This window comes from Bradyrhizobium sp. CER78 (assembly GCF_029846235.1).
Classification (GTDB): domain Bacteria; phylum Pseudomonadota; class Alphaproteobacteria; order Rhizobiales; family Xanthobacteraceae; genus Bradyrhizobium.
On the sequence record NZ_JARVWP010000004.1, the window covers coordinates 378,228 to 398,364 of the forward strand.

At 64.6% G+C, this 20,137-nt stretch carries 20 protein-coding genes; 4 read left to right on the top strand and 16 right to left on the bottom strand.

Going from position 1 to position 20,137, the window contains the following annotated elements; genetic code table 11:
• Window positions 1-113: 113 nt before the first annotated feature.
• Window positions 114-788 (top strand): hypothetical protein, encoded by a 675-nt coding sequence (locus tag QDT69_RS10645; RefSeq protein WP_279706525.1) that lies wholly within the window; start codon window positions 114-116, stop codon window positions 786-788.
• Window positions 789-1,053: 265 nt separating this feature from the next.
• On the opposite strand, the gene QDT69_RS10650 is transcribed toward QDT69_RS10645, so the two are convergent.
• Window positions 1,054-2,205: a serine hydrolase gene (locus tag QDT69_RS10650; protein ID WP_279706526.1), complete on the bottom strand. Its 1,152-nt coding sequence runs from the start codon at window positions 2,203-2,205 to the stop codon at window positions 1,054-1,056.
• Window positions 2,206-2,768: 563 nt separating this feature from the next.
• The gene (locus QDT69_RS10655; protein WP_074131982.1) at window positions 2,769-3,692 is read right to left on the bottom strand and encodes a division plane positioning ATPase MipZ; all 924 of its coding nucleotides are present in this window, start codon (window positions 3,690-3,692) and stop codon (window positions 2,769-2,771) included.
• A 274-nt stretch (window positions 3,693-3,966) separates the two neighbouring features.
• Here QDT69_RS10655 and panC point away from each other — a divergent pair, with 274 nt between their 5' ends.
• Both panC and QDT69_RS10665 read left to right on the top strand, forming a co-directional pair.
• Window positions 3,967-4,818 (top strand): pantoate--beta-alanine ligase, encoded by an 852-nt coding sequence (gene panC / locus QDT69_RS10660; protein ID WP_279706527.1) that lies wholly within the window; start codon window positions 3,967-3,969, stop codon window positions 4,816-4,818.
• Window positions 4,819-4,963: 145 nt separating this feature from the next.
• On the top strand, window positions 4,964-5,710 hold the full coding sequence (locus tag QDT69_RS10665; RefSeq protein WP_279706528.1) for a hypothetical protein: 747 nt from the start codon (window positions 4,964-4,966) through the stop codon (window positions 5,708-5,710).
• 22 nt (window positions 5,711-5,732) lie between these two features.
• Here QDT69_RS10665 and QDT69_RS10670 read toward each other — a convergent pair whose 3' ends face one another.
• The 5 genes from QDT69_RS10670 to QDT69_RS10690 all read right to left on the bottom strand — a co-directional run bounded on the left by QDT69_RS10670 (window position 5,733) and on the right by QDT69_RS10690 (window position 8,955).
• A complete protein-coding gene (locus QDT69_RS10670; RefSeq protein WP_279706529.1) occupies window positions 5,733-6,173 on the bottom strand; it encodes a DUF1489 domain-containing protein in 441 nt (146 codons plus the stop codon).
• A gap of 130 nt (window positions 6,174-6,303) precedes the next feature.
• Window positions 6,304-7,245: a hypothetical protein gene (locus tag QDT69_RS10675; RefSeq protein WP_279706530.1), complete on the bottom strand. Its 942-nt coding sequence runs from the start codon at window positions 7,243-7,245 to the stop codon at window positions 6,304-6,306.
• A 153-nt stretch (window positions 7,246-7,398) separates the two neighbouring features.
• Window positions 7,399-7,602: a hypothetical protein gene (locus QDT69_RS10680; protein ID WP_094194249.1), complete on the bottom strand. Its 204-nt coding sequence runs from the start codon at window positions 7,600-7,602 to the stop codon at window positions 7,399-7,401.
• Window positions 7,603-7,820: 218 nt separating this feature from the next.
• Window positions 7,821-8,189, bottom strand: coding sequence for a YidB family protein (locus QDT69_RS10685; protein WP_050421692.1), 369 nt, complete (start codon window positions 8,187-8,189; stop codon window positions 7,821-7,823).
• A 112-nt stretch (window positions 8,190-8,301) separates the two neighbouring features.
• Window positions 8,302-8,955, bottom strand: a complete 654-nt coding sequence (locus tag QDT69_RS10690) for a glutathione S-transferase family protein (protein ID WP_279706531.1) — start codon at window positions 8,953-8,955, stop codon at window positions 8,302-8,304.
• A 122-nt stretch (window positions 8,956-9,077) separates the two neighbouring features.
• Between QDT69_RS10690 and QDT69_RS10695 the strand changes: the two genes are divergently transcribed.
• Complete coding sequence (locus tag QDT69_RS10695; RefSeq protein WP_279706532.1) at window positions 9,078-9,755, top strand: DUF599 domain-containing protein; 678 nt, start codon at window positions 9,078-9,080, stop codon at window positions 9,753-9,755.
• 102 nt (window positions 9,756-9,857) lie between these two features.
• Here the strand turns inward: QDT69_RS10695 and QDT69_RS10700 are convergent, their stop codons facing one another.
• The 9 genes from QDT69_RS10700 to QDT69_RS10740 all read right to left on the bottom strand — a co-directional run bounded on the left by QDT69_RS10700 (window position 9,858) and on the right by QDT69_RS10740 (window position 20,120).
• Window positions 9,858-10,742 (bottom strand): hypothetical protein, encoded by an 885-nt coding sequence (locus tag QDT69_RS10700; RefSeq protein ID WP_279706533.1) that lies wholly within the window; start codon window positions 10,740-10,742, stop codon window positions 9,858-9,860.
• Window positions 10,743-10,928: 186 nt separating this feature from the next.
• A complete protein-coding gene (locus QDT69_RS10705) occupies window positions 10,929-11,714 on the bottom strand; it encodes an aldo/keto reductase (RefSeq protein WP_279706534.1) in 786 nt (261 codons plus the stop codon).
• Window positions 11,715-11,787: 73 nt separating this feature from the next.
• Window positions 11,788-13,107 carry a cytochrome c peroxidase gene (locus tag QDT69_RS10710; RefSeq protein ID WP_279706535.1) on the bottom strand — a complete coding sequence of 440 codons (1,320 nt, stop codon included), beginning with the start codon at window positions 13,105-13,107 and terminating at the stop codon, window positions 11,788-11,790.
• Window positions 13,108-13,158: 51 nt separating this feature from the next.
• Complete coding sequence (locus tag QDT69_RS10715; RefSeq protein ID WP_279706536.1) at window positions 13,159-14,850, bottom strand: alkaline phosphatase family protein; 1,692 nt, start codon at window positions 14,848-14,850, stop codon at window positions 13,159-13,161.
• Window positions 14,851-15,456: 606 nt separating this feature from the next.
• Complete coding sequence (locus QDT69_RS10720; RefSeq protein WP_279706537.1) at window positions 15,457-16,341, bottom strand: alpha/beta hydrolase; 885 nt, start codon at window positions 16,339-16,341, stop codon at window positions 15,457-15,459.
• A 29-nt stretch (window positions 16,342-16,370) separates the two neighbouring features.
• Window positions 16,371-17,783, bottom strand: a complete 1,413-nt coding sequence (hydA, locus tag QDT69_RS10725; protein WP_279706538.1) for a dihydropyrimidinase — start codon at window positions 17,781-17,783, stop codon at window positions 16,371-16,373.
• Window positions 17,783-18,547: an aspartate/glutamate racemase family protein gene (locus QDT69_RS10730; protein WP_279706539.1), complete on the bottom strand. Its 765-nt coding sequence runs from the start codon at window positions 18,545-18,547 to the stop codon at window positions 17,783-17,785. The genes hydA and QDT69_RS10730 overlap by 1 nt, the downstream gene beginning before the upstream one ends.
• Window positions 18,544-19,347, bottom strand: a complete 804-nt coding sequence (locus tag QDT69_RS10735; protein WP_279706540.1) for a GntR family transcriptional regulator — start codon at window positions 19,345-19,347, stop codon at window positions 18,544-18,546. Before QDT69_RS10735 ends, QDT69_RS10730 begins: the two co-directional genes overlap by 4 nt.
• Window positions 19,344-20,120: an aspartate/glutamate racemase family protein gene (locus QDT69_RS10740; RefSeq protein WP_279706541.1), complete on the bottom strand. Its 777-nt coding sequence runs from the start codon at window positions 20,118-20,120 to the stop codon at window positions 19,344-19,346. Before QDT69_RS10740 ends, QDT69_RS10735 begins: the two co-directional genes overlap by 4 nt.
• Between the last annotated feature and the right edge of the window lie 17 nt (window positions 20,121-20,137).

The following is a 20,137-nucleotide window of genomic DNA, read 5'->3' on the forward strand; positions in this document are numbered from 1 at the left end:
TCAGAAGCTTGAATCACAGCTCGGAGCTTGGCTCAACTTGGCCGACCAAGGGATGGGTCGGTCGGTATGCACCGAAAGTAGACCTATTATGCTCACCTTGAGTTTTGTCGTTCATGAGCGGTGGCGGACATGCCGACCTTGGCAACAGGCCGCCGATTTTGCATAGCGGTGTGCCCTTTGCTCTCGCTAACATTCAGGCGCGCCAAGGTGCCTTGGCTTTCAAGCTTACAACGGGGGCGAGTATGAGCTCAGCAGCTATTGTAATGGACGGCCGGGCCGACATAACGCCAACAGCACTTAGTTGGAAGTTCATCCGTTGGGGTCTGGGGCTATTTATCACGGGATTTCTGACCGGCTTTATTCCCATCGCCCACTACATGGTTGGCGCCATAGCCGGAGACGTGGGTCCGGACTTTCTGAGAAACATCACGCTCTGGTGGGGCTGCCCGGCAGTCTTGGCAGAGTTGACTCTCAAGACAGGCGGCCTCGGCATGGTTGCCATCGGCTTTTGTTATCAGGCAATCCATCGGCAGGGTGGGTCACTAGATATTTCGAGCAACGAGCGGATTGCGCCTTTGCTTTGTGCGTTCGGATTAGTTTGCACGCTCGTATCTGCAGCCGCTGGCTACGTAATTTGCAACTATTTCTGGCCCAACTTTTATTATCATGCCATTCCGACCGGAAAGAATGTGTGGCTTGCGGCGCAAGGGCTGAGCATAGCGGTCTACGTGGTTGGCGTTTGCTATTCCTTCGCCGGCATTCGTAGGGCGTCGGTACACTTTCGATGACATCCTGTTCAGGCGATTTTTCAACCGAGAGCGGTTCGCCACGAAGACGGTCACGGTTTCCGCGTTGGTCGTGGCACGCAGGGGGCTGGTCGGTCATCGGATGGCTGTGTGGGATCGCAACGGGTGCACTGTGGATTTATTCCGGTATGCCTATGATTTGTCATTGAGCGACGGTGTTTCTGCTGCGACGTCGGGCCATGTCCGCTATTCCGCCGCGGTTGGGGGTTGAGCGGACATCAGTCAATTGCCTTAGTGAGTACACGCCCTAGGCCGGAGGCGAAATCCCTTGCAGGACGTCCTTGAAGACCCCGTACTGCGCTTGAAACGCCCGCGGGCTGTAGTCCTGGTAGTATCCCCCGGTGACGACGACGACGAGATCGAGCTCCGGGACGACGCGGATCGATTGCCCGCCGCGACCCAACGCGCCGATCCACTGGATCGCACGCCCATTGAACTGGGCGCGACCAAGCCACCACAGGTATCCATAGGATTGATGGTCCGTGGCCTTGAGTTTCGATTGCGTCGAGCTCTCGATCCATGCCTTTGGGACGATCTGGCGACCGTTCCAGCGGCCGCCTGCGAGGACAAGCTGGCCGATCTTGGCCATGTCGCGAGGTCGCAGGCGCAAGCCGCCACCGGCATCGCTGTCCCCTTTGAACCGGTTCCATTCGAAGTGGGTAATGCCCAGGGGCTCGAGCAATTCGGTGCGCGCAAATTCATCGAGCGGATGTCCGGTCGCCTTGCGGACAATGGCCGATATCAGCGTCAGCGCGCCGGTGTTGTAGAAGAAAGCCTCTCCCGGCGCGGTCGTTGCAGCAAGACCGAGCACGTAACGGCACGCATCCGGTGCCAGATGCATGCGCACCTCGTCGTTGTCGTCTCCGGTCGCAGGCGTCGCCTCGACCCACGCCAATCCCATCGACATGGTGAGGGCGTGCACGAGCTGGATGCGGTCCTTTTCGGGGGATCGCAGGTCTGACAATTCCGGGAAGAAGCTGAAGATCGGCTCGTTGATGCTGCGTATCAGCCCCCGATCGATCGCGATCCCGACGGCGAGCGACGCGACGCTCTTCGAGACCGACTTCAAATTGTGCAGTGTATCGGCATTGAAGGTGACGTCTTCGACCCGGCTGCCGTAGAAGCGGCCCGGGACCTCGTCGTGGCCCCTGAAGTAGCGCTCGAACTGCAGTTTGCCACCACGAACCACCAGCACGGAATGGATGTTGCCGTCGCTCGTGGCCGCGATCCGATCGGCCATGGCGCACAGCGCCTGGCGATCAATGAGCTTGTCCTCAGTCACGGTGGCGACGGGCCAGCCGTCGTCTCGCCCGACCGGAACGCTGCAGCCGTCGGCGGGATCCGCATAGACCGGCAAGCTGGAGAGCGGTGCCAACGCAGCTCCGCCGAGAAGTGACATGAATTGGCGCCGTTCCATTCAATCCTCGCTTCGCAGCTTGCGACCGCCCAAACCGATCGTTCGGAAAATCTGCCCGAAAACGTCAGTCCACGCCCGCCGGCTTCAGAATTCGGCTGGCCGATTCCTCAGCTCGGTTGGCCGATTCCTGGGCGGTCGTCCGTTTGCCTGGATCGGGAGCCACCTTGGCCAGCGCAAGCTGCCTGAATTCGGTCGGGGTCAGATCGGTGGCCGCCTTGAAGGCCCGGTTGAACGGCAGGACGTGTCTGGACGTTCAGCGGCAACGATCATAATGACTGCCGCGGTGATCGCCAGCAAACCGATTTCGTTGCGACGGCCGGCCAGCACATTACGGAAGCATGCGAATGCCCCATGCCCTCTCGGGACGAGCGCCCGCACGCAATTTCGGAATATTAGAAATATACCTGTGAGTTGCCCGACGTGTCAAGTAACCTGGCCGAACGCTGGCCACCACCGGCTACTTTGCATGGGGTTGTTTTCGATATTTTGGCCACGCACCTCCCGCGCGAGCGATGCTGAGGGCTGCCCCTGTGACTTCACGATCGCTAGCTGCCGATGATGTCGTCGACTTCGAGCGGCTTGTCGACCTGGCTGAACCATTCGGCCCGGTTGGCGGCGCGGCGGCGGCCGCGTTCGTCGAGCGGCAGCTTGAGCTGACGCAGCAGGCTCATCACCTCCTCGCGGGCGGTGACGTGGCCGAGGTTCGGGCGGGTGCCCAAAGTCGCCTCGTCGATCTCGTCGAGCGCCGTCAGCCCGCGGGGGAAGAATTCGCGATAGACCACCCGTTCGGCAAAGCCGTCGACCGCCCGGAACCCGAGCCGGAGCGACAGCTGCTTCAAGCCGTCGGCGACCAGCTGCTTGTTGCGCGAGCCGAGCATCGACAGCCGGTTGCGCACCACGATCCAGTCGGTCGAGGCGCCGTCGAGCTGGCGGCGCTTGCGTCTAGTGTCGCGCACCATCTCGGCATAATGGCTCTCGCCGATCACCGAATAGGTCGCCGGATCGACGGTGCCCAGCACGTCGAAGTCGAGGAAGCTGTCGTTGATCGGCGTCACCAGCGTGTCGGCCATCGAATGCGCGAGCCGCATCAGGTAGCTGTCCGAGCCGGGGGTATCGATGACGATGAAATCATAGGCACGTTCGACCGCGCTCACGGCGGCCATGAACTGCTGGAACTCGGCGTTCTCGTTTTCCTCGATCTGCATCGTCTCGCCGTACTTGATGCAGTGGTGTGCGGGGAGTTCGAGATCGAGCCCGGAGCGGCGCGCCCAGGCCTGGCGATTGCTGATATAGCGGGTGAAGCTTTGCTGGCGGCAGTCGAGATCGATGGTGGCGACGCGCTGTCCGGCCTTCAGGAGCGCAACGGCGATATGCAGGGCGGTGGTCGACTTGCCCGAACCACCCTTCTCGTTGCCGAGCACCACGACATGTGCGGAGCCGGATTGACCCTGACTAGCCTGCACCAACATGATTCAATCCCCGCGATGATCTTCAAATCGTGCACGGCTGCGGTCAAGTGAAATGCATCACTGCGAGAGGAAATCAATTGCAGCCGACCTTAATGATGAATCGAACGAGCAGGCCGGCTGCGTCGATCGGCGGCACGAGGCCCGCGATCCATGCGCGTTCGAGATCGGGCAATGCTTGTACGGCGGTTTGCCGATAGCGGTTCGGACTTGGTAAGCTGCGCTACCTGCCGAACACCAAACACCCCACCCGGATTGCCCCACGAGTCGAGACCAGATGCCGAGAAATCCCACCGTTGTCCGTACCGTCCCCGCCCTGCGTCGCGCCGTCGACACCCTGCGCGCCAAGAAGGCGACCGTCGCGCTGGTCCCAACCATGGGTGCGCTCCATGACGGCCATGTGTCGCTGGTGCGGCTCGCCAAGCGCCGCGCCAAGCGGGTCGTTGTGTCGATCTTCGTCAACCCGACCCAGTTTGCGCCGACGGAAGATTTCGGTTCGTATCCGCGCACCTGGAAGGAAGACGTCGCCAAGCTTGCCGCCGAGGGCGTCGACCTGATCTGGCACCCCGAAGTGAAGGCGATGTACCCCGACGGCTTCGCCACCCGAATCGTGCCGGAGGGACCGGCGACCGCCGGGCTCGAGGATCGCTTCCGGCCGCATTTCTTCGGCGGCGTCGCCACCGTGGTCGGCAAGCTGTTCACCCAGGTCCGGCCCGATGTTGCGATCTTCGGCGAGAAGGACTTTCAGCAGCTCCGGGTCGTGACCCAGATGGCCGCGGACCTCGACCTCGGCGTCAAGGTGATCGGATCCAAGACGGTGCGCGAACGCGACGGCCTCGCGATGTCCTCGCGCAACGTCTATCTCTCGCCGGAGGAACGGCGCGCGGCCCCCGCGCTCAACCGCGTGATGAAGGAAGCCGCAGGCCGCCTGCGCGCCGGCGAGGACACCGCAACCGCAATGGCCGCCGGCGCCGCTGACATCACCAAGGCCGGCTTCGTACTGGATTATCTCGAGGTCCGCCACGCCGCCACCCTGGCGCCGATCGGATCGCTGAAGGACGGCCCGATGCGGATGCTGGTGGCGGCTAGGCTCGGCAGCACGCGCCTGATCGACAACATCGCGGTCTAGACCGGGATCCGTAAAGTGTGATGCGGTTCACGCGCAGACAGGCTGCGAACCTGTAATGAAGGCCCGGGCCTCATCTGCGCGGCCGGGTCGTGCTTGCGCCACGCTCGCGACGCAGGGATGATCGCGCCTTTCACAGGCGGTCGGAATGAGCAGGTATTTCAGGCAAGGCATTCTTCTCGGCATCGCGCTATTGGCCGCTGGCCCGGCGCAGGCGCAGACCCGGCCGCCGGTCGGCGGGGTTAATTCGGTGCCCGGCGCGATGATCTTCTATGTTGCGCATGGTGGGTCCGATGCCTGCGGCCCAGGCTGCTCGGACTGGATCGCGGCCGAAGGCTCCGTGCAGTGGGACACCTACAAGCGCCTGCTGGCGATCCTCGACCGGCAGAACGGCCGCAAGCTCCCGGTGGTGATCAACATCAAGGGGAACTCCAACCTCAACGTCGCCGCCAGCCTCGGCCGCATCCTGCGCGATCGCAGCATCGATGCCGTGGTCGCGGCGACCGAGGTCGAGGCCTGCAGCGGAAAATCCGAGGAGGAATGCTTCGCCCTCAAGCGGCCCGGCGGCCCGCTGGATGCGAAGGAGAAGCTGTCCGGCATCGCCTGCGATTTCGCCTGCGTGCTGATGCTGTCGGGCGGCGTGCACCGCAGCCTGCTGGCGGGCAGCCACGTCGTGCTGAGCGGCATGGCGATCCAGAACCGGCTCGCGCCCAACGTCTCGGCCGAGCATCGCGAGAGCCTGACCTCGATCTTCACCGACCAGTTCCGGCGCTATCTCGGCGAGATGGGAATAGATCACGCGCTGCTCGATGTCGCCGTCAGCAATGCCGGCGGCGGCCGCTATGTCGAGATTCCGGCGTCCGAATGGAGCCGGCTGCATCTCGTCACTCAGTAATTGCTCACAGCAATCCGATTGCTCAGAGCAATCCGAGGTCGCGCAGCTCGCGGCGCATCGGCTCCGGCATCGACGCCACGCTCGCCGCGCTCGACTTGGTGAGATCTGATGGCGCGGAGTCCGCGGTCAGATAGCGCCAGCCCTGGAACGGCCGCATCGGCCGCGGCGAGACGGCGATCACCTTGGGCTGCATCACGATGCGGCAGCGCCCGATGCCGTCCTTGTCGCGGAACGGCTCGATCGCGATGATCTTCTCGCGCGCCGCGATCTCGCCGCGGATCACCCAGTACAGCGAGCCGCCGGCGAGGATCTCCTCCTCGCGCTTCGGCGTCATCCGCGTGATGTGGACGTGACGGAGCGGCAGGCCCTTTTTCTTGGCGGTCGCCATCCGTTCGGCGACCCAGCCCTTGAGTTCCTTGACCGAGTCGCAACCGACGGCGAGCTTGATGAGATGAAGCGGCATACGGCGGATGTAGCGGCCGGCGCGCGCTTTGGAAAGGGAGCGATCGAAGCGGCAGTGGATATCGGGATTAGCGCCGGGAACAATGCAATGACGGCGGCTCAGGCCGCCGTCATCACGCGCAGGCCCGCGCTTAGTCCTGGCTCGCGGCCGCCGGCGCGCTTGCCGCGGCCGGGGATGCCGCCGGCGCCGGCGCCGGGGCGATCTGGACCGGACGCTTCGCGGCAGGCGGCCGCTTCGGGGCAGCGGGCGGCGCGGCGGCAGCGCGCGCGGCCGGCGCCGCAGCCGACGGCTTCGCCGGTACGGGCGTCATGATGCTGACCGGCGGGGTGTCCGCCGAGCTTGGAAACTCCGCATTGGTCGGCTTGCCCGTGGGCATCGACGGCGGCAGCGCCGCGACCAGGCCGGCAGCAGACGGCTGGGCGGCCATGGCAGTCGCGTTCCAGGACGACGCGTAGCGCGTGACCAGGTTCTCGTAGGTCCGATCGTTCATGTTGGCGACGATCTGATGGTTGTCGCCGAGCGAGCGGAATGCGGGGCACGCCGTCGGCGTGCAGTGGTCGCGCGCCATCAGCGCATACGCCACCAGGCCGTACCGGTCGTGCTCGATGGCGCGGCGCAGCGCCTGCAACTCGGTGGTCGAATTGCGCTCCGCGGTTGCGAGGTCGCCGAGCGCCGTCAGTCGCGAGATCTGCGCCGCCGCGTAGCTGACCGCCGCCGCGGCCGTATCGGACGACCCGAACAGCACCTTCTCGCAGGCATTGAGAACGGCGTCTCCGGCGAGGTCGTCGACGCAGGCCAGCGCCGGCACCGTCTGGCTGGTCAATTGCGCGGTGCGAGTCTCGCTTGGCGCCGCCGCCTGCCCGCCCGGCCCGAAGCCGCGGATCGTCGCGGCGACCGCGACCGCGATCGACAGCAGCGTGATGACGGTCAGCGCGCCGTTGGCGACGGATTTTTCCGCGCGCAGCAGCGTGACCAGAACAACGATCCCAAAGAACCCCGCGGCGGCCAGCGTCAGCCACATCGGGAAGGTCGGTGAGCGCCAGATCTGATCCAGCGAGGAAGCCCAATTCATGCGCGATGTCCCTCAACGCAGCGTAAGCACAATCGGCGACGGCCAACGTCGCCACCCCGACGTCCAACCTTCAGCACAATGGGTCTGCGAACAGGGCCTTTTGACGGCGGCGGCGGGAAACCCGCTCCAGCTGCCGGCTTGCGCACAACTCGTTCAGGACAGCGCGAGCTGGCTCTCCTTGGCCACCCGTTCGAAAGCTTCGGTCGAGCTCTTGATGCGGTACTGGCAGTCGTCCCCCTCGGTCGGCAGCAGGCGGATCACCTCATAGGTGCCGCTCGCAGCGGGGCGCGCCACGTTGCTGGCCGTGAAATAGACGATCTCGCCAATCGAGTACTTGTGCTTCAACGCCCTCTCCATTTTCTTAGAGATTGCTGGCCGAGCTGACAGTCCCGATAGCTCTGGCCGGCATTTTGAGAACCCTGCGGCAAGCTAGCACATCGCCCTGCCCCAAATCCAGCAAGATTGGGGCATGGCGAACGCGCTATTTTTGCAGGTTTTTCAGGGTGATAGACAGCAATTTACGTGCCAGCCGGAAATTGCCGCCCGGGCCTCGGCGGGAACCCGGTTCCACCGGCTCAGGCCGTGTGCGGCAGCTTGCCGTTCGGGCTCGCGCTATCGACCGCACCCGGAAGCTGCTGGGCCAGCACCTGGGACAGCTGGTCGACCGGGATGTTGAACCTGGCGGCGAGTTGCTTGACCGTGTCGCTGCCCAGCACCTGCTGGAGCTGCTCGGCCGTGATCGGCAGGTTCTGGCCGGTGCCGATCCAGGACTTGACCTGCTCGCCGAGGCCGGCCTGCTCGAGCTTGGCCACGATCGCGGACAAGCCGCCCTGCCCGCCGTTGCCCATCACCTCGCCGAGCACGACGGGGATCACGGCCGCGCCGAGCTGGCCGAGCATGCCCTTCAGCTCCGGCGAATTCTCCAGGGAATCCAGAATGCCCATGGTCTAAGTCCTTTCACGACTTGCGAAACCAGCCTGTCGGATTCGACGCCTTCGGCCCCGCGGCGTCAAGCCGCGATCTTTGTGAGTGCTGTCACAATTCGGAAGTGCAGCGTCAGGCGTCCTCGAATCGGTCGATCCGCAGCGTCTCGGCAAGGCCATCACGGGTCCACTCCTGGAACGCCGGCAGCTGCATCATGGCATCGACATAATGCTGCGCCTCCGCCTTCACCGGGATCGCGTAGGTGCGGAAGCGATGCACCACGGGGGCGTACATCGCGTCCGCGCCCGTGAATGCCCCGAACAGGAACGGGCCCTGCTTGCCGTAGCGCGCGTGGCAATCGGCCCAGATGTCCTGGATCCTGGTCACATTGGCCTTTGCATCGTCCGACAGCGCGATGGCACGGATCGGCCGGTGCAGGTTCATGCCGCATTCGCTGCGCAGCGGCACGAAGCCGGAATGCATCTCCGCCGAGATCGCGCGAGCGTGCGCGCGCGCAGCGCGATCGGCCGGCCACAGCTTCGCCTCGGGAAACCTCTCGGCGAGATATTCGATGATCGCCAGCGAATCCCACACCGTGAGGTCGCCATCGATCAGCGTCGGCACCTTGCCGGCCTTGCTGAAAGAGAGGATGCGGTCCTTGTCGGCCTGGTCCGTGTAGAGCGGGACGAAGACCTCTTCGAACGGGATGTTGTTGGCGCGCAGCGCCAGCCATGGCCGCATCGACCATGACGAATAGTTCTTGTTGCCGATGACGAGCTTGAGCATGTCCGGGGAATCCTGTTGCTCGCATAGTTTGCCATAGTGCATTGCACGCGTTCAACCTGTACATGACGCGGGATGCAACGCGGCGCGGATTGGCGCACCGCGCGTTCACGAAGGAAGGCACCATGACCGGCTATTGGGTCGACATCCTAGCGGTCAGCTTCTTTGCGCTGGAATGGCTGGTCTATGCCATCACGCTGGAGCACACCGCCTATGGGCGCGACAGCCTGTCGGCGCGGATGCACGTCTATCGCGAGATCTGGGTGCGGAACCTGCTCCACCGCGACGCGCGGATGGTCGACATGCAGATCATGGCGAGCTTGCAGAACGGCACCGCGTTCTTCGCCTCGACCAGCCTGATCGCGATCGGCGGCGCGCTGGCGCTGTTGCGCGCCACCAACGACGCGCTCGCGGTGCTCGGTGCGCTGCCGGTCAACCTGACGCCCTCGCCCGCGCTCTGGGAGGTCAAGTGCATCGGCTTGATCCTGATCTTCATCTACACCTTCTTCAAATTCGCCTGGGCCTATCGCCTGTTCAACTATGTCGCGATCCTGTTCGGCGCGATGCCGCCGGCTGGCCAGCGCGATACGCCCGAGGCGGAGGCCCATGTGATCCGCACCACGCGGCTGTTCGAAACCGCGGGCCGGCATTTCAACCGCGGTCAGCGCGCGTTCTTCTTCGCGCTCGGCTATCTCGGCTGGTTCGTCAGCCCGTGGGTGCTGTTCGTCACCACCGCCGCGGTCGTGATCGTAATCTGGCACCGGCAGTTCGCCTCCAACGCCTGGCAGGCGATGGGAAGCTGAACAAGCCGCCTGTCATTGCGAGGAGCGAAGCGACGAAGCAATCCATCTATCCGTTTCGCGGAGGCATGGATTGCTTCGCTTCGCTCGCAATGACGCCTCCACTCACGACGCGAAATCGCGCGGCGTGAAATCGAGGTCGAGCACCTTCCATTCGCCGTAGCGATCGCGCGGCAGCATCGCATAGGGCTGGCAGGTTTGCAGCGCGTCGGTTGCGCTCTTGAGCAGCAGCGGACCCTTTTCCGATGCGGTGGCTTCGATCAGCAAAGGCGATGCGGCGAGCTTGCCGTCGGGCTTCATGAACACCCGAAGCTTGATCTTGACGTCATCGCTCGTGCTCAACGTCGCCGGAAGCTTCATGCAGGTCTTCAGATGGCGGCGGAATTCGGCGACCACGCTGGAGCCGACGTCGGCCTGCTCGGTGGCCGCGGCGTCGAAATTATCCTTGCCGGGGCCCGGACCGGACGGCGCTTCGGCCGGCGGCTTCACGGAGATGTCGGGCGGCAAGCCAAGCATGACATTGTATTTGACGGACAGGTCCGGCTCCGGCTGCGTATACGCAGGCGGTGACGCCGCCGCCTGTTGCTGCGGCACCGGCGGCGTCTGAGACGCGGGCGGCTCTACCGCAGCATGTTGCGGAGCCGGGCTGGGCTTGGGCGCCGGTGTCGCCTGCTTCTGCGCGGGCTGCTGCGGCTGCGGTGGGGGCGCTTGCGCTGCCGGCTCGGGCTTGGCGGTGTCCACCGGCTTGTCGAGTGACGGCAACTGCAATTCGGGCGTCGGCGATGGGCTCGGAACCGGATCGGGTTCGGGCTTGATCTCCGCCTTAATCTCCGCCTTGGCGACCTCCTGCGGCGTCACGATCTCGACCGGCACCGTGTCAGCGGCGACGGGATCGAACTGATGGACCTCCGAATAAAGGAAAATCAGCGCGAGCAGCATCAGGTGCACGAACACCGACGCCATCATATCCGCGTTTGGCCGAAACTTCATCCCGCTCGATCACATCGGTGTCGTCTCCCCACCGGCTACAATACCGGCTGGAACCCGCCTGCCTCAATCCCCCATTCGCGATCCAAAACCGCGATCCGCCCGCGGGCAATAGCACGATCCGGACCGGTGCCTAGCCATTTTCCGCGACGCGATGCTCAGGCCAGGATCCGATGGGCCATCAGGCCGTCAGCGCGCCGCCGTGCTCCCCATCGCCGTAATCTCGCGCATGTCCTCATCCGACAGCTCGAAATCGAAGATGTCGATATTTTCCTGGAGCCGCTCGAGCTTCGAAGTGCGCGGGATCGCCGAGACATTCTGCTGCACCAACCAGCGCAGGCAGATCTGGGCAGCCGTCTTGCGATAGCGGTCGCCGATCCGCGCCAGCGCACGGTCGCCCTTGGCGCGCCCTTTCGCGATCGGGCTGTAGGCGACGAACGCCATGCCATGGCGTATACAGGCCTCGATCACATCGGCCTGGCCGAGATAGGGATGGTACTCGACCTGATCGCAGGCGAGCGGTTCGGGACACGCCGCAACTGCCTCCTCGATCTGCGCCTCGTTGAAGTTCGAGAGCCCGATATGCCGCGCCAGTCCGGCCTGCTTGACCCGCGCCAGCGCACCGAGCGTCTCGGTAAGCGGCACGTGCGGATTGGGCCAGTGCAACAGCAACAGATCGACCTCGGTCAAACGCAGCCGCGCCAGGCTCTCCTTGGCGGAACGTTCGAGATCCTTCGCCATGAAATGCGTGGTCCAGACCTTGGTGGTCACGAACACATCGTTGCGCTTGATGCCGGAAGCGCGCAGCCCCTCGCCGACCTCGCGCTCATTGTCGTAGATCTGCGCGGTGTCGATGTGCCGGTAACCCAGACGCAGCGCCTGCTCGACGATGCGGGCGCAGGTTCGCCCGCGCAGCTCCCATGTACCGAGCCCGATTGCGGGGATTCTTGCGCCGTTGCCTTCGACGACATGCATCCGCCCATTATGCGCCCATGCCGATGACCTGCCAACTGACGTGTCGGTTCCACGACGGACGGTGGCAAGCCGCTCACCGCTCCGGCTGGTAGCCGTCGGTCAACGTCTTCAGGAAGGCGATGATGTCGGCTTCATCCTGCGCCGTCATCGCAGGCGTATCGCCCAGATGGCGCTCGAACGGCGGATCGCTGACGTCGACATTGCCGTGATATTTTTCCGGCAGGTCGTCGTATTTCCGCACCGTTCCGTCGGCCGCGCGCGGATACACCTTGTCCGGATTGGTATCGCGGAAGTTATAGAAATCGAGCACCTGCTCGAGGCTGGTGAAGACGCCGTTGTGGAAGAACACGCGGCGCCTTGCCGCGTTGCGCAAGGTCGGCGTCAGAAACATTCCGCAATACTGCGTCTGCTCGGCAATGTCGGTGCGGTACGGGCCGCAGACCCCGAGATCGAAATAGTTGGGATCGCGGTTGCTGCCGAGCGCGGCGTTGCGCGGCGCGCCGAGCGCCTCATACTGATGGTCGGTGAACAGCGGCGGCAGGCCGTCGCGGGTCGGCGCCGAGGTGTGGCAGCCGGCGCAATTGGCCTTGTCCGGATCGTTGAACAATTGCAGGCCGCGCATCTCGCTCTCGCTCAAGCGAGCCTTGCCCTCCAGCCAGTAGTCGAACTTGCTGGTGTAGGGATGGAAGCTCGGCTCCTCGACCTGATAGCGTGCGACCGCAAACATCGCCTCCGCGACCAGCAGCCGCGTATTGTCGAAGACGCCGGCGCCGAACAATTCGGCAAAGCGCGGGGCGTAGCTCGCCTGGCGCAGCTTCTGCGCCACCACCTCGATGCTGCCGCCGTCCATCTCATTGGGATCGAGCAGCGGGAAGATCGCCTGGTCCTGCAGCGTATCGGCGCGGCCGTCCCAGAACAGTCCCCCCTGTGGCACGATGTTGACCGCCGACGCGGCGGTCCCGGTCGCAACCTTCTTGGCGCGCGCGGCCTGTTGGCCCGCCGCCGCCAGTTGCGCGAAGTCGACGACGTTGTCGTCCTCGTCCTTCTCGGGCCCGATGCTGAAATTGGGTTGACGCTCGAGATAGGTCAGGCTTGGCACGGCGCGCGTCCCTTGCCGGGACTGCGTGGGCCCGCCGAGCATGACCGCCGCATCATTGGGCGGGCCGTAGGCGTGGTCCGGACTGTGACAGGACGCGCATGACAATGCGCCGGACGACGACAGCGACGCGTCGAAGAAGATTTTCTGGCCGAGCTGCGCCATTCCGGACAGCGGAGCCACAGGCGGACGCCTGAGCTGCACCGGGTTCGGATTGGTGCCCGGAAGCCCTTGCGCCTCGACTGCCACAACGGCGCCGGCCATGCAAAGCAGGCCGGCGCCGAGAAGCCACAACATACGGCCGTTCATATGACGTCCGGTGATCCCAAGGGCGCCAGTCCCAGTGCGTTAATGATGGTGATGATCGTCAGCGCTGACGACCACCGTGCCCGCCGTCGGATCGAGGAACAGCTTGTTCTGCCGATCGTCATCGTCACGATCGTGACCGTGATCGAAATCGAACATGTCCGTGATCGATTCGACGCTGTCGTCGAACGAGCCGCCGCCGAGACGCTGGCCGCGCAGCCAGTTGTCTTCGATGAAGCGCACGACCGACGCCTGCGAGATACGGGTGTGGCTGACGAAGTTCTTCTTGGCGTAGGGCGAGATCACCAGGAACGGGACGCGGGTACCGGGACCGCAGCGGCCGTTCACCGGCTGGCCGTTGAGGCCGTTCGGCTGGGTCTGCTTGCCGACACCGCGGCCGCACTGGCCGGGACCGTTGACCTGATCGGCGGTCGGATCATACGAGGCGCTGGTCGGCGCGATGTACTGGTGGTCGTACCAGCCGTCGCTGTCGTCATAGGTGATGATGACAGCGGTCTCGCGCCACTCCTTCTGCGTCTGCAGGAAGTTGATCAGCTCGACATTGCCCGCCTGCTCGTCGAGCGGATCGGAGTTGCCGGGATGACCGTCCTGATAGGCCGGCATCTTGATGTAGGAGACGGCCGGGAAGTTGCCGGCTTTCACCGAGGCGTAGAAGTCCTCGAGATCGTAGGCATGATTGGCCGGGTCGACCGTCTTGCTCCCGGGAACGTAGGTGTGGCCGATCGCGTTCACCGAGCTCGGCCGCGCATGGGTCGGGTTGGCGGTCGACTTGTAGTACTGGAACCAGGCGTGGTGCGGGATGTAGTCCACGATGGTGCCGTTGACGTTGCTCGAGAAGGTGCTGCGGCCGCAATTGGTGGTGCCGTTGCTGTTCTTGAGCGTCAAGTCGAAGCCGCCCATGAAGCTGCCCCAGCTGATGTGCTCGGCGTTGAGCAGGTCGCCGATGTTCTTGCTGGTCATCAGGACCTGGCTGGACGTGCTCGAGCAGGAATCGTAAGCCGGATCGGTATCGCCGATCAGCGTCAGGCCGCCCTGGCCGTCGGCGATCGAAGACGACGTGCCGACGATGTTCTGCGCGCCGTTGGTCTGGCCGGAGACCACTTCGAGCGCGCCGGGCGTCGACGGACCGAAAGTGTCGGTCCAGTTGTTGTCGCTCATCGCGAAGTTCTGGGCGTAGTTCCAGAATGCGGTGACGGTGTTGCCGTCGAAATAGCCCATCACCTGGCCGTTGGTGCCGAACGCGCCGACGCCGCCGGCGGTGCCGCGACCCGTGAACTTCGGAAACAGGTCTTCGCTGCCGTTGTCGACCGCCTGCTGCTCGGGCGTGTAGGCGTGGTTCTGCGAGCGCGTGTTGGCCTGGGTGCGATCGAGGCGGAACGGATTGGTCGCGCCGGTGCCGTTGGCCGGATTGAGGTTCGGGTTGTTGGTCAGCAGATTGGCGTTGGCGAGGTTGTTGACCTTCGGCGTATGCGGCTTCGCCGTGAACGGAATCGAGCCGGTCGGGTTGGCTGCGTTGGGATAGGTCGCGAAGTAATGATCGAACGAGCGGTTCTCGTTGAAGATCACGACGAGATGCTTGATCGGCGTTGCGGTGTGGATGTCGTGCGGATGACGATGATCGTGATCCCTGTCGTCCTGAGCGGCGGCGCTGCACGCAATTGCAGCGGCGGCGACCAGACAGACTCCGACCGTCGAAAGAAATTTGGCTTTCACCGTAGTGCCCCTTGATTTTACAGATTTGTGACGTCGACCTGCGACAAGTTATCCATTGCCGATGACAGCCCTGTGTAAGATTTGTGCGAGCAACATTTCGTCACAACGATTCATCATCGCGCGTTCGACTCACGCGTCGGTTGCAGCGCTTGCAACGATGCTGGATTGATCGTTATGACGCACGCGCGTCACGAATCGATCTGCTCTCGCGCGTATTGCGCGGCGACGATCCGACATGACGGAGTGCGCGAAGAAATTGGCGGAAATGGACGAGGCACCAGAGTGTGCCGCAAGCAACAATCCGGTTGGCTGATCGCGCACGAGCATTTGAGCAAGGGGCAATGGAGCCCCTCGCATTCTCACGCAAGCCGCTGCCGATGAGTACGCACCCTAAAGCCTGATGAGATTTAGGTTGAGCTGGAACGGCGTCGAAAGTTCACCTCTCCCTTGGGAGAGGTCGATTTGCGCAGCAAATCGGGTGAGGGGTTATGGTCTATCGAGAGGGCAAGAGCCCTCACCCGGATTGCTTCGCAATCCGACCTCTCCCCAACGGGGAGAGGTGAACCGAGACCGCGCCAAACCGATTCAACCAAAACTCATCCCGCTTTAGTCCTTCATCCCCGTGATCGAGGCACTCACGGCACGGGGATCGCGCTGCGGCCAGCGGCCGCTTTCGACCTGGGACAGGAATTCGCCGACGATCCGGTTGTACTCGTCAGGCTCCTCGATGTTGATGGCGTGGCCGCAATTCGGCATCACCGCGAGCGCGGCGGACGGGATGCTCTGCTTCATCAGGATGCCCGGTAGCAGGCACGGCCAGTCCTCGTCGCCGGTGATGATCAGCGTCGGCACGTTGATGCGCTTCATCTCGTCGACCAGCGTGTAGAGCGAGGGCCGCTCCTTCTGCACACCCTGCTGGGTGTTGGCCGATCCGACCGCCGAGTGCTCGGCCAGCATGCGCTTGAACTCGGCGTGGCCGCGCGGGTCCTTGTTCTCGTACTGCACGCGGGTCGGCCCATAGGCATAGCGCTCGGCGAAGGCCGGCATCCCCTCTTTGCGGATCATGGCAGCGATCACGTCGGCCTCGGCGCGGAACGTCTCGCGCTTGTCGAGCTCGGCGCCGTAGCCGCAACCGCCGATGCACAGCGACAGCGCCCGCGCCGGGTGACGCAATCCGAAATGCAAGGTCGCGAAGCCGCCCATCGACAGGCCGACGACATGCGCCTTCGGCGCGCCGATGTGATCGAGCACCGCCAGGATGTCGTCGGCGGCGCGCGCCTGCGAGTAGGACGAGACCTGGTCCGGCACATCGGACGGCGGAAAGCCACGGGCATTATAGGCGATGGTGCGGAAGCGCTTGCCGAAATGCCGCATCTGCGGCTCGTAGCTGCGCAGGTCGCCGGCGAATTCGTGGACCAGAATCACCGGATGACCGGATCCGGTCTCCTCGAAATAGAGCCGCACGCCGTCATCTGTTGTCGCGTAGGGCATGGTGGTCTCCTGCCTTCTTGCTTTGGGTGTTACGGGATGGTCGCTCCCGCCGGAGGTTTGGCACGCGGCAAATATGTGCCGTGCTCCTTGCTGCCGACAAGGGTGCCGTCATCAACGACCACCTTGCCGCGCACCATGGTCAGCACCGGCCAGCCGGTGACCTCGAGGCCTTCATAGGGCGTGTAGTCCGAGCCGTCATGGATCAGCTCGTGGCGGATCGTCACCTTGCGCTTGGGGTCCCACAGCGCGATGTCGGCATCGGAGCCGACCGCGATCGTGCCCTTGCGCGGATAGAGGCCGTAGATCTTGGCGTGGTTGGTGGCGCTGAAGGCGACGAAGCTGTTGAGATCGATGCGGCCCTTCACCACCCCCTCGGAGAACAGGATCGGCAGCCGCGTCGCGACGCCGGGGATTCCGTTCGGCACCCAGCGGAAGCTGGTGCGCCCTTTCGGCGCGAGCTTGCCTTTCGGATCGTCGTAGCGGAACGGGCAATGGTCCGACGAGAACACCGAGAATACTTTCTGCTGCAGGCCCTCCCAGCACGCCTGCTGGCTGGCGACGTCGCGCGGCGGCGGCGAGCAGACGTACTTTGCTCCCTCCATGTTGAGCTGGTCGAGATCCTTCTCGGTCAGCATCAGATACTGCGGACAGGTCTCGCCCATCACCCGCAAGCCGCGCTGCTGCGCGCGCCGGATTTCGTCCATCGCCTCGCGGTTCGAGACGTGCACGATCATGATCGGCACATCGACGAGCTCCGACAGCGAGATCGCGCGATGGGTGGCCTCGCGTTCGACCGGGATCGGCCGCGAGGTCGCGTGGAAGCGTGGCGCGGTATTGCCGGCGCGCTCCAGCCGGTCGGTGAGGAAACGGATGGCGTCGAAGTTTTCCGCATGCACCATCAGCATCGCGCCGGTCTCGCGCGCGACCGACATGGTCTCGAGCAATTCGCGGTCCGAGAGCGCCAGCCCCTCATAGGTCATGAAGACCTTCAGCGAGGTATAACCGTCCTCGACCAGCGCCGGCAGCTCCTGGCCCAGCACATGCTCGGTCGGGTCGGTGACGATCAGATGGAAGGCGACGTCGACATGGCATTCGCCTTCGGCCAGCGAATGGTAATGCTTCAGCGCCTCGCGCAGCGTCTGGCCCTTCTCCTGCAGGCAGAACGGCAGCACGGTGGTGTTGCCGCCGAACGCCGCCGAGCGGGTGCCAGAGGCAAAGCCGTCGGCCATCACGATGCCGTCGCCCGACGGCTGGGCGAAATGGACATGACTGTCGATGCCGCCGGGCAGCACCAGGCGGTCGGTGGCGTCGATGATCGTGGTCGCATTGCCGAGATCGTGACCGAGCGCCGTGATCTTGCCGTCGCGGATTCCGACGTCGCAGGCAAAGGTGTCGGCAGCGGTGACCACGGTGCCGCCGCGGATGATGGTGTCGAAGGACATCAGTTTGTCCCCTCTTTCGGTGAGCGATGTTCGATGATGGCGGCCAGCGGCTCGGCCAGCCCGATCGTCGGTTTCGGATCGGGACGGCGGAAGGTACCGGCCACCGCCTTACGCGGCTTGAGTACGGCAAGCGTCTCGGCCTGGCGCACAGCAGCCGCGACCGGATCGACCACCGGCACCGGAATACGGTCGCGGACCTTTGCGGCAAGTCCGGCGAGCGGCGCGCCTGAGAGAATGACGACGTCGGCTCCATCCTGCGCGACCGCCTGATTGGCGAGCGCGACGAGGAGCTCTTCCTTCTCGGCCTGCACGTCGGAGATGGACTGGAAGCTGCCGTCGAGGGTGCGGATGCCGGCGCAGCGCGCGCTGAGGCCGTGCATGGCGACGCATTCCTCGTACCAGGGCGCCAGCGCGCCGGCGAAGGTCACGATCGCAAACCGCCGGCCGAGCATGCAAGCGGTGAGCATCGCCGCCTCGGCCAATCCGACGACCGGAAACGCGAACAGCTCGCGCGCGCCGAACAGGCCGGGATCGCCGAACGCGGCGATGATGGCGGCATCGATCCCGGAACCGGCTTCCGCCAACATCTCCAGCGCGATCGCGCCGCCGATCTGCGCCTCGGCACGGGTCGCAATATAAGGCACGCCGCGCGCCGCGGTGACCGGCACGAGCTCGGTACCGGCCGAGGCGACCTTGCTGCCGGCGGCATGCAGCAGATCCGTCACATCCGCCGTCGTGTTGGGATTGAGCAGCAGGATCTTCATGACACAACGTTCCTCGCCTTGCGGCCGCGCGGCTTGGCGGGTGCGTCCGGCACTCCAGCCTCATCTCCCTTGCCATCCAGCGTCTCGGCGACGATCTCGCCGGTGCGACGGACGTGATGGGCCAGGATCTGCCCGGCCAGCGCTGCATCGCGGCGCCTGAGCGCGGCCAGGATCTCCTGATGCTCGCGCACCGATTCATCCCAGCGCCCGAGCACCGAGAGCGCGAAGAAGCGCGCACGCTCGGCCCGTGCCAGCAGCGCTTCATGGGTCGCCTTCAGCACCGCGTTGCGGGCGAAGCCGACGATCGCCGAATGGATCTGCTGGTTGGCCTGGAAATAGTCGCGCAGCTCGCCGCGGCCGTGATGCCACTCGATCTTGTCCTGCAGCGCCTCGAGCCGTTCGAAATCGGCGTCCTCCATGCGCAGTGCGGCGAGCTCGGCGGCGCAGCGCTCGATGCCGCTGACGGCCTCGAACAATTCGGCGAGCTCGGCGCGGCGGAACGGCGTGATCACGGCGCTGTGGTTGAGCCTGAGCTCGACCAGGCCCTCGTTCGCCAACTGCTTCAGCGCCTCGCGCAACGGGGTGCGCGAAATGCCGAGCGCGTCGGACAAATCAGCCTCGCCCAGCGATTGTCCCGGCGCCAGCTCGCCGCGCACGATCATGGTGCGCAGCCGCGTAGCCGCCTGCTCGTGCAGCCCGACCCGCGGCACGCGCAGACGGCGCCGTTGCAGCGCCGTCATCGCGCGCTTGGGCTCCTTGCTACGTCGGGTCGGCTTGGTTTCGCTCTTGGCCTCAGTCACTGCACGCCTTCATTGTCTTGATCGGAGATCGCGCTCGCCGCGCGCAGATCGGGGTTCGTGAACAGGCTGCCCCAGCCATGCACCCGCGACGGATCGCCGCCCGTCTTGGCGAGGCACGCCCACAGCGTCACCGCAATCGAGTCCAGCACCGGCACGCCAAATCCGCGCTCCAGCCGTTCGGCCGCGCCGGCGCCGCGCATATTGGTGCAGAGCACGACGGCGGCATCGCAGCCCTCGCGCACGACCTCCTCGATCATCCCTGCAACCTCGGCCTCGCGGACCTCGGCAAAGGAGAAATTGTCCTGCAGCGACAGATGCCGCTCGGCGAAGCAGTGCAGCCCTTCCGAATTCCAGTTGGCGATGATCCTGTCCTGCACATCCCGGCGATACGGCGTCACCAGCCCGATGCGCCTGGCGCCGATCCGCCGCAGCAGGTCGCGATAGGCCAGCACCGTGGTGCAGGCCTTGATCCCCGTCGCCGCCGTGATCTGCTCGCACAGGCTCTCGTCGCGATCGAAGCCGAGCCAGCTTGCCGAGGTGCCGTTCCAGGCGATCACGTCGACCTTGGCATGGGCGAGCAATTCTGCTGCGCGCAAAATCTCGCTGGCGTCGAACTGGCGCAGCGCCTGCTCCGACAGCGCGATCTCCGTCACCTTGAAGCGCGAGAAATGCGCCGAGACGCCGTCGATCCCGGCCAGCATCGCGCAGGTGATCGGCTCGAGTGCGGTGTTCGACGACGGCGTCAGCATGCCGAGCCTGATGGGACGTGTCATTCGCGAGGCCTCATCAA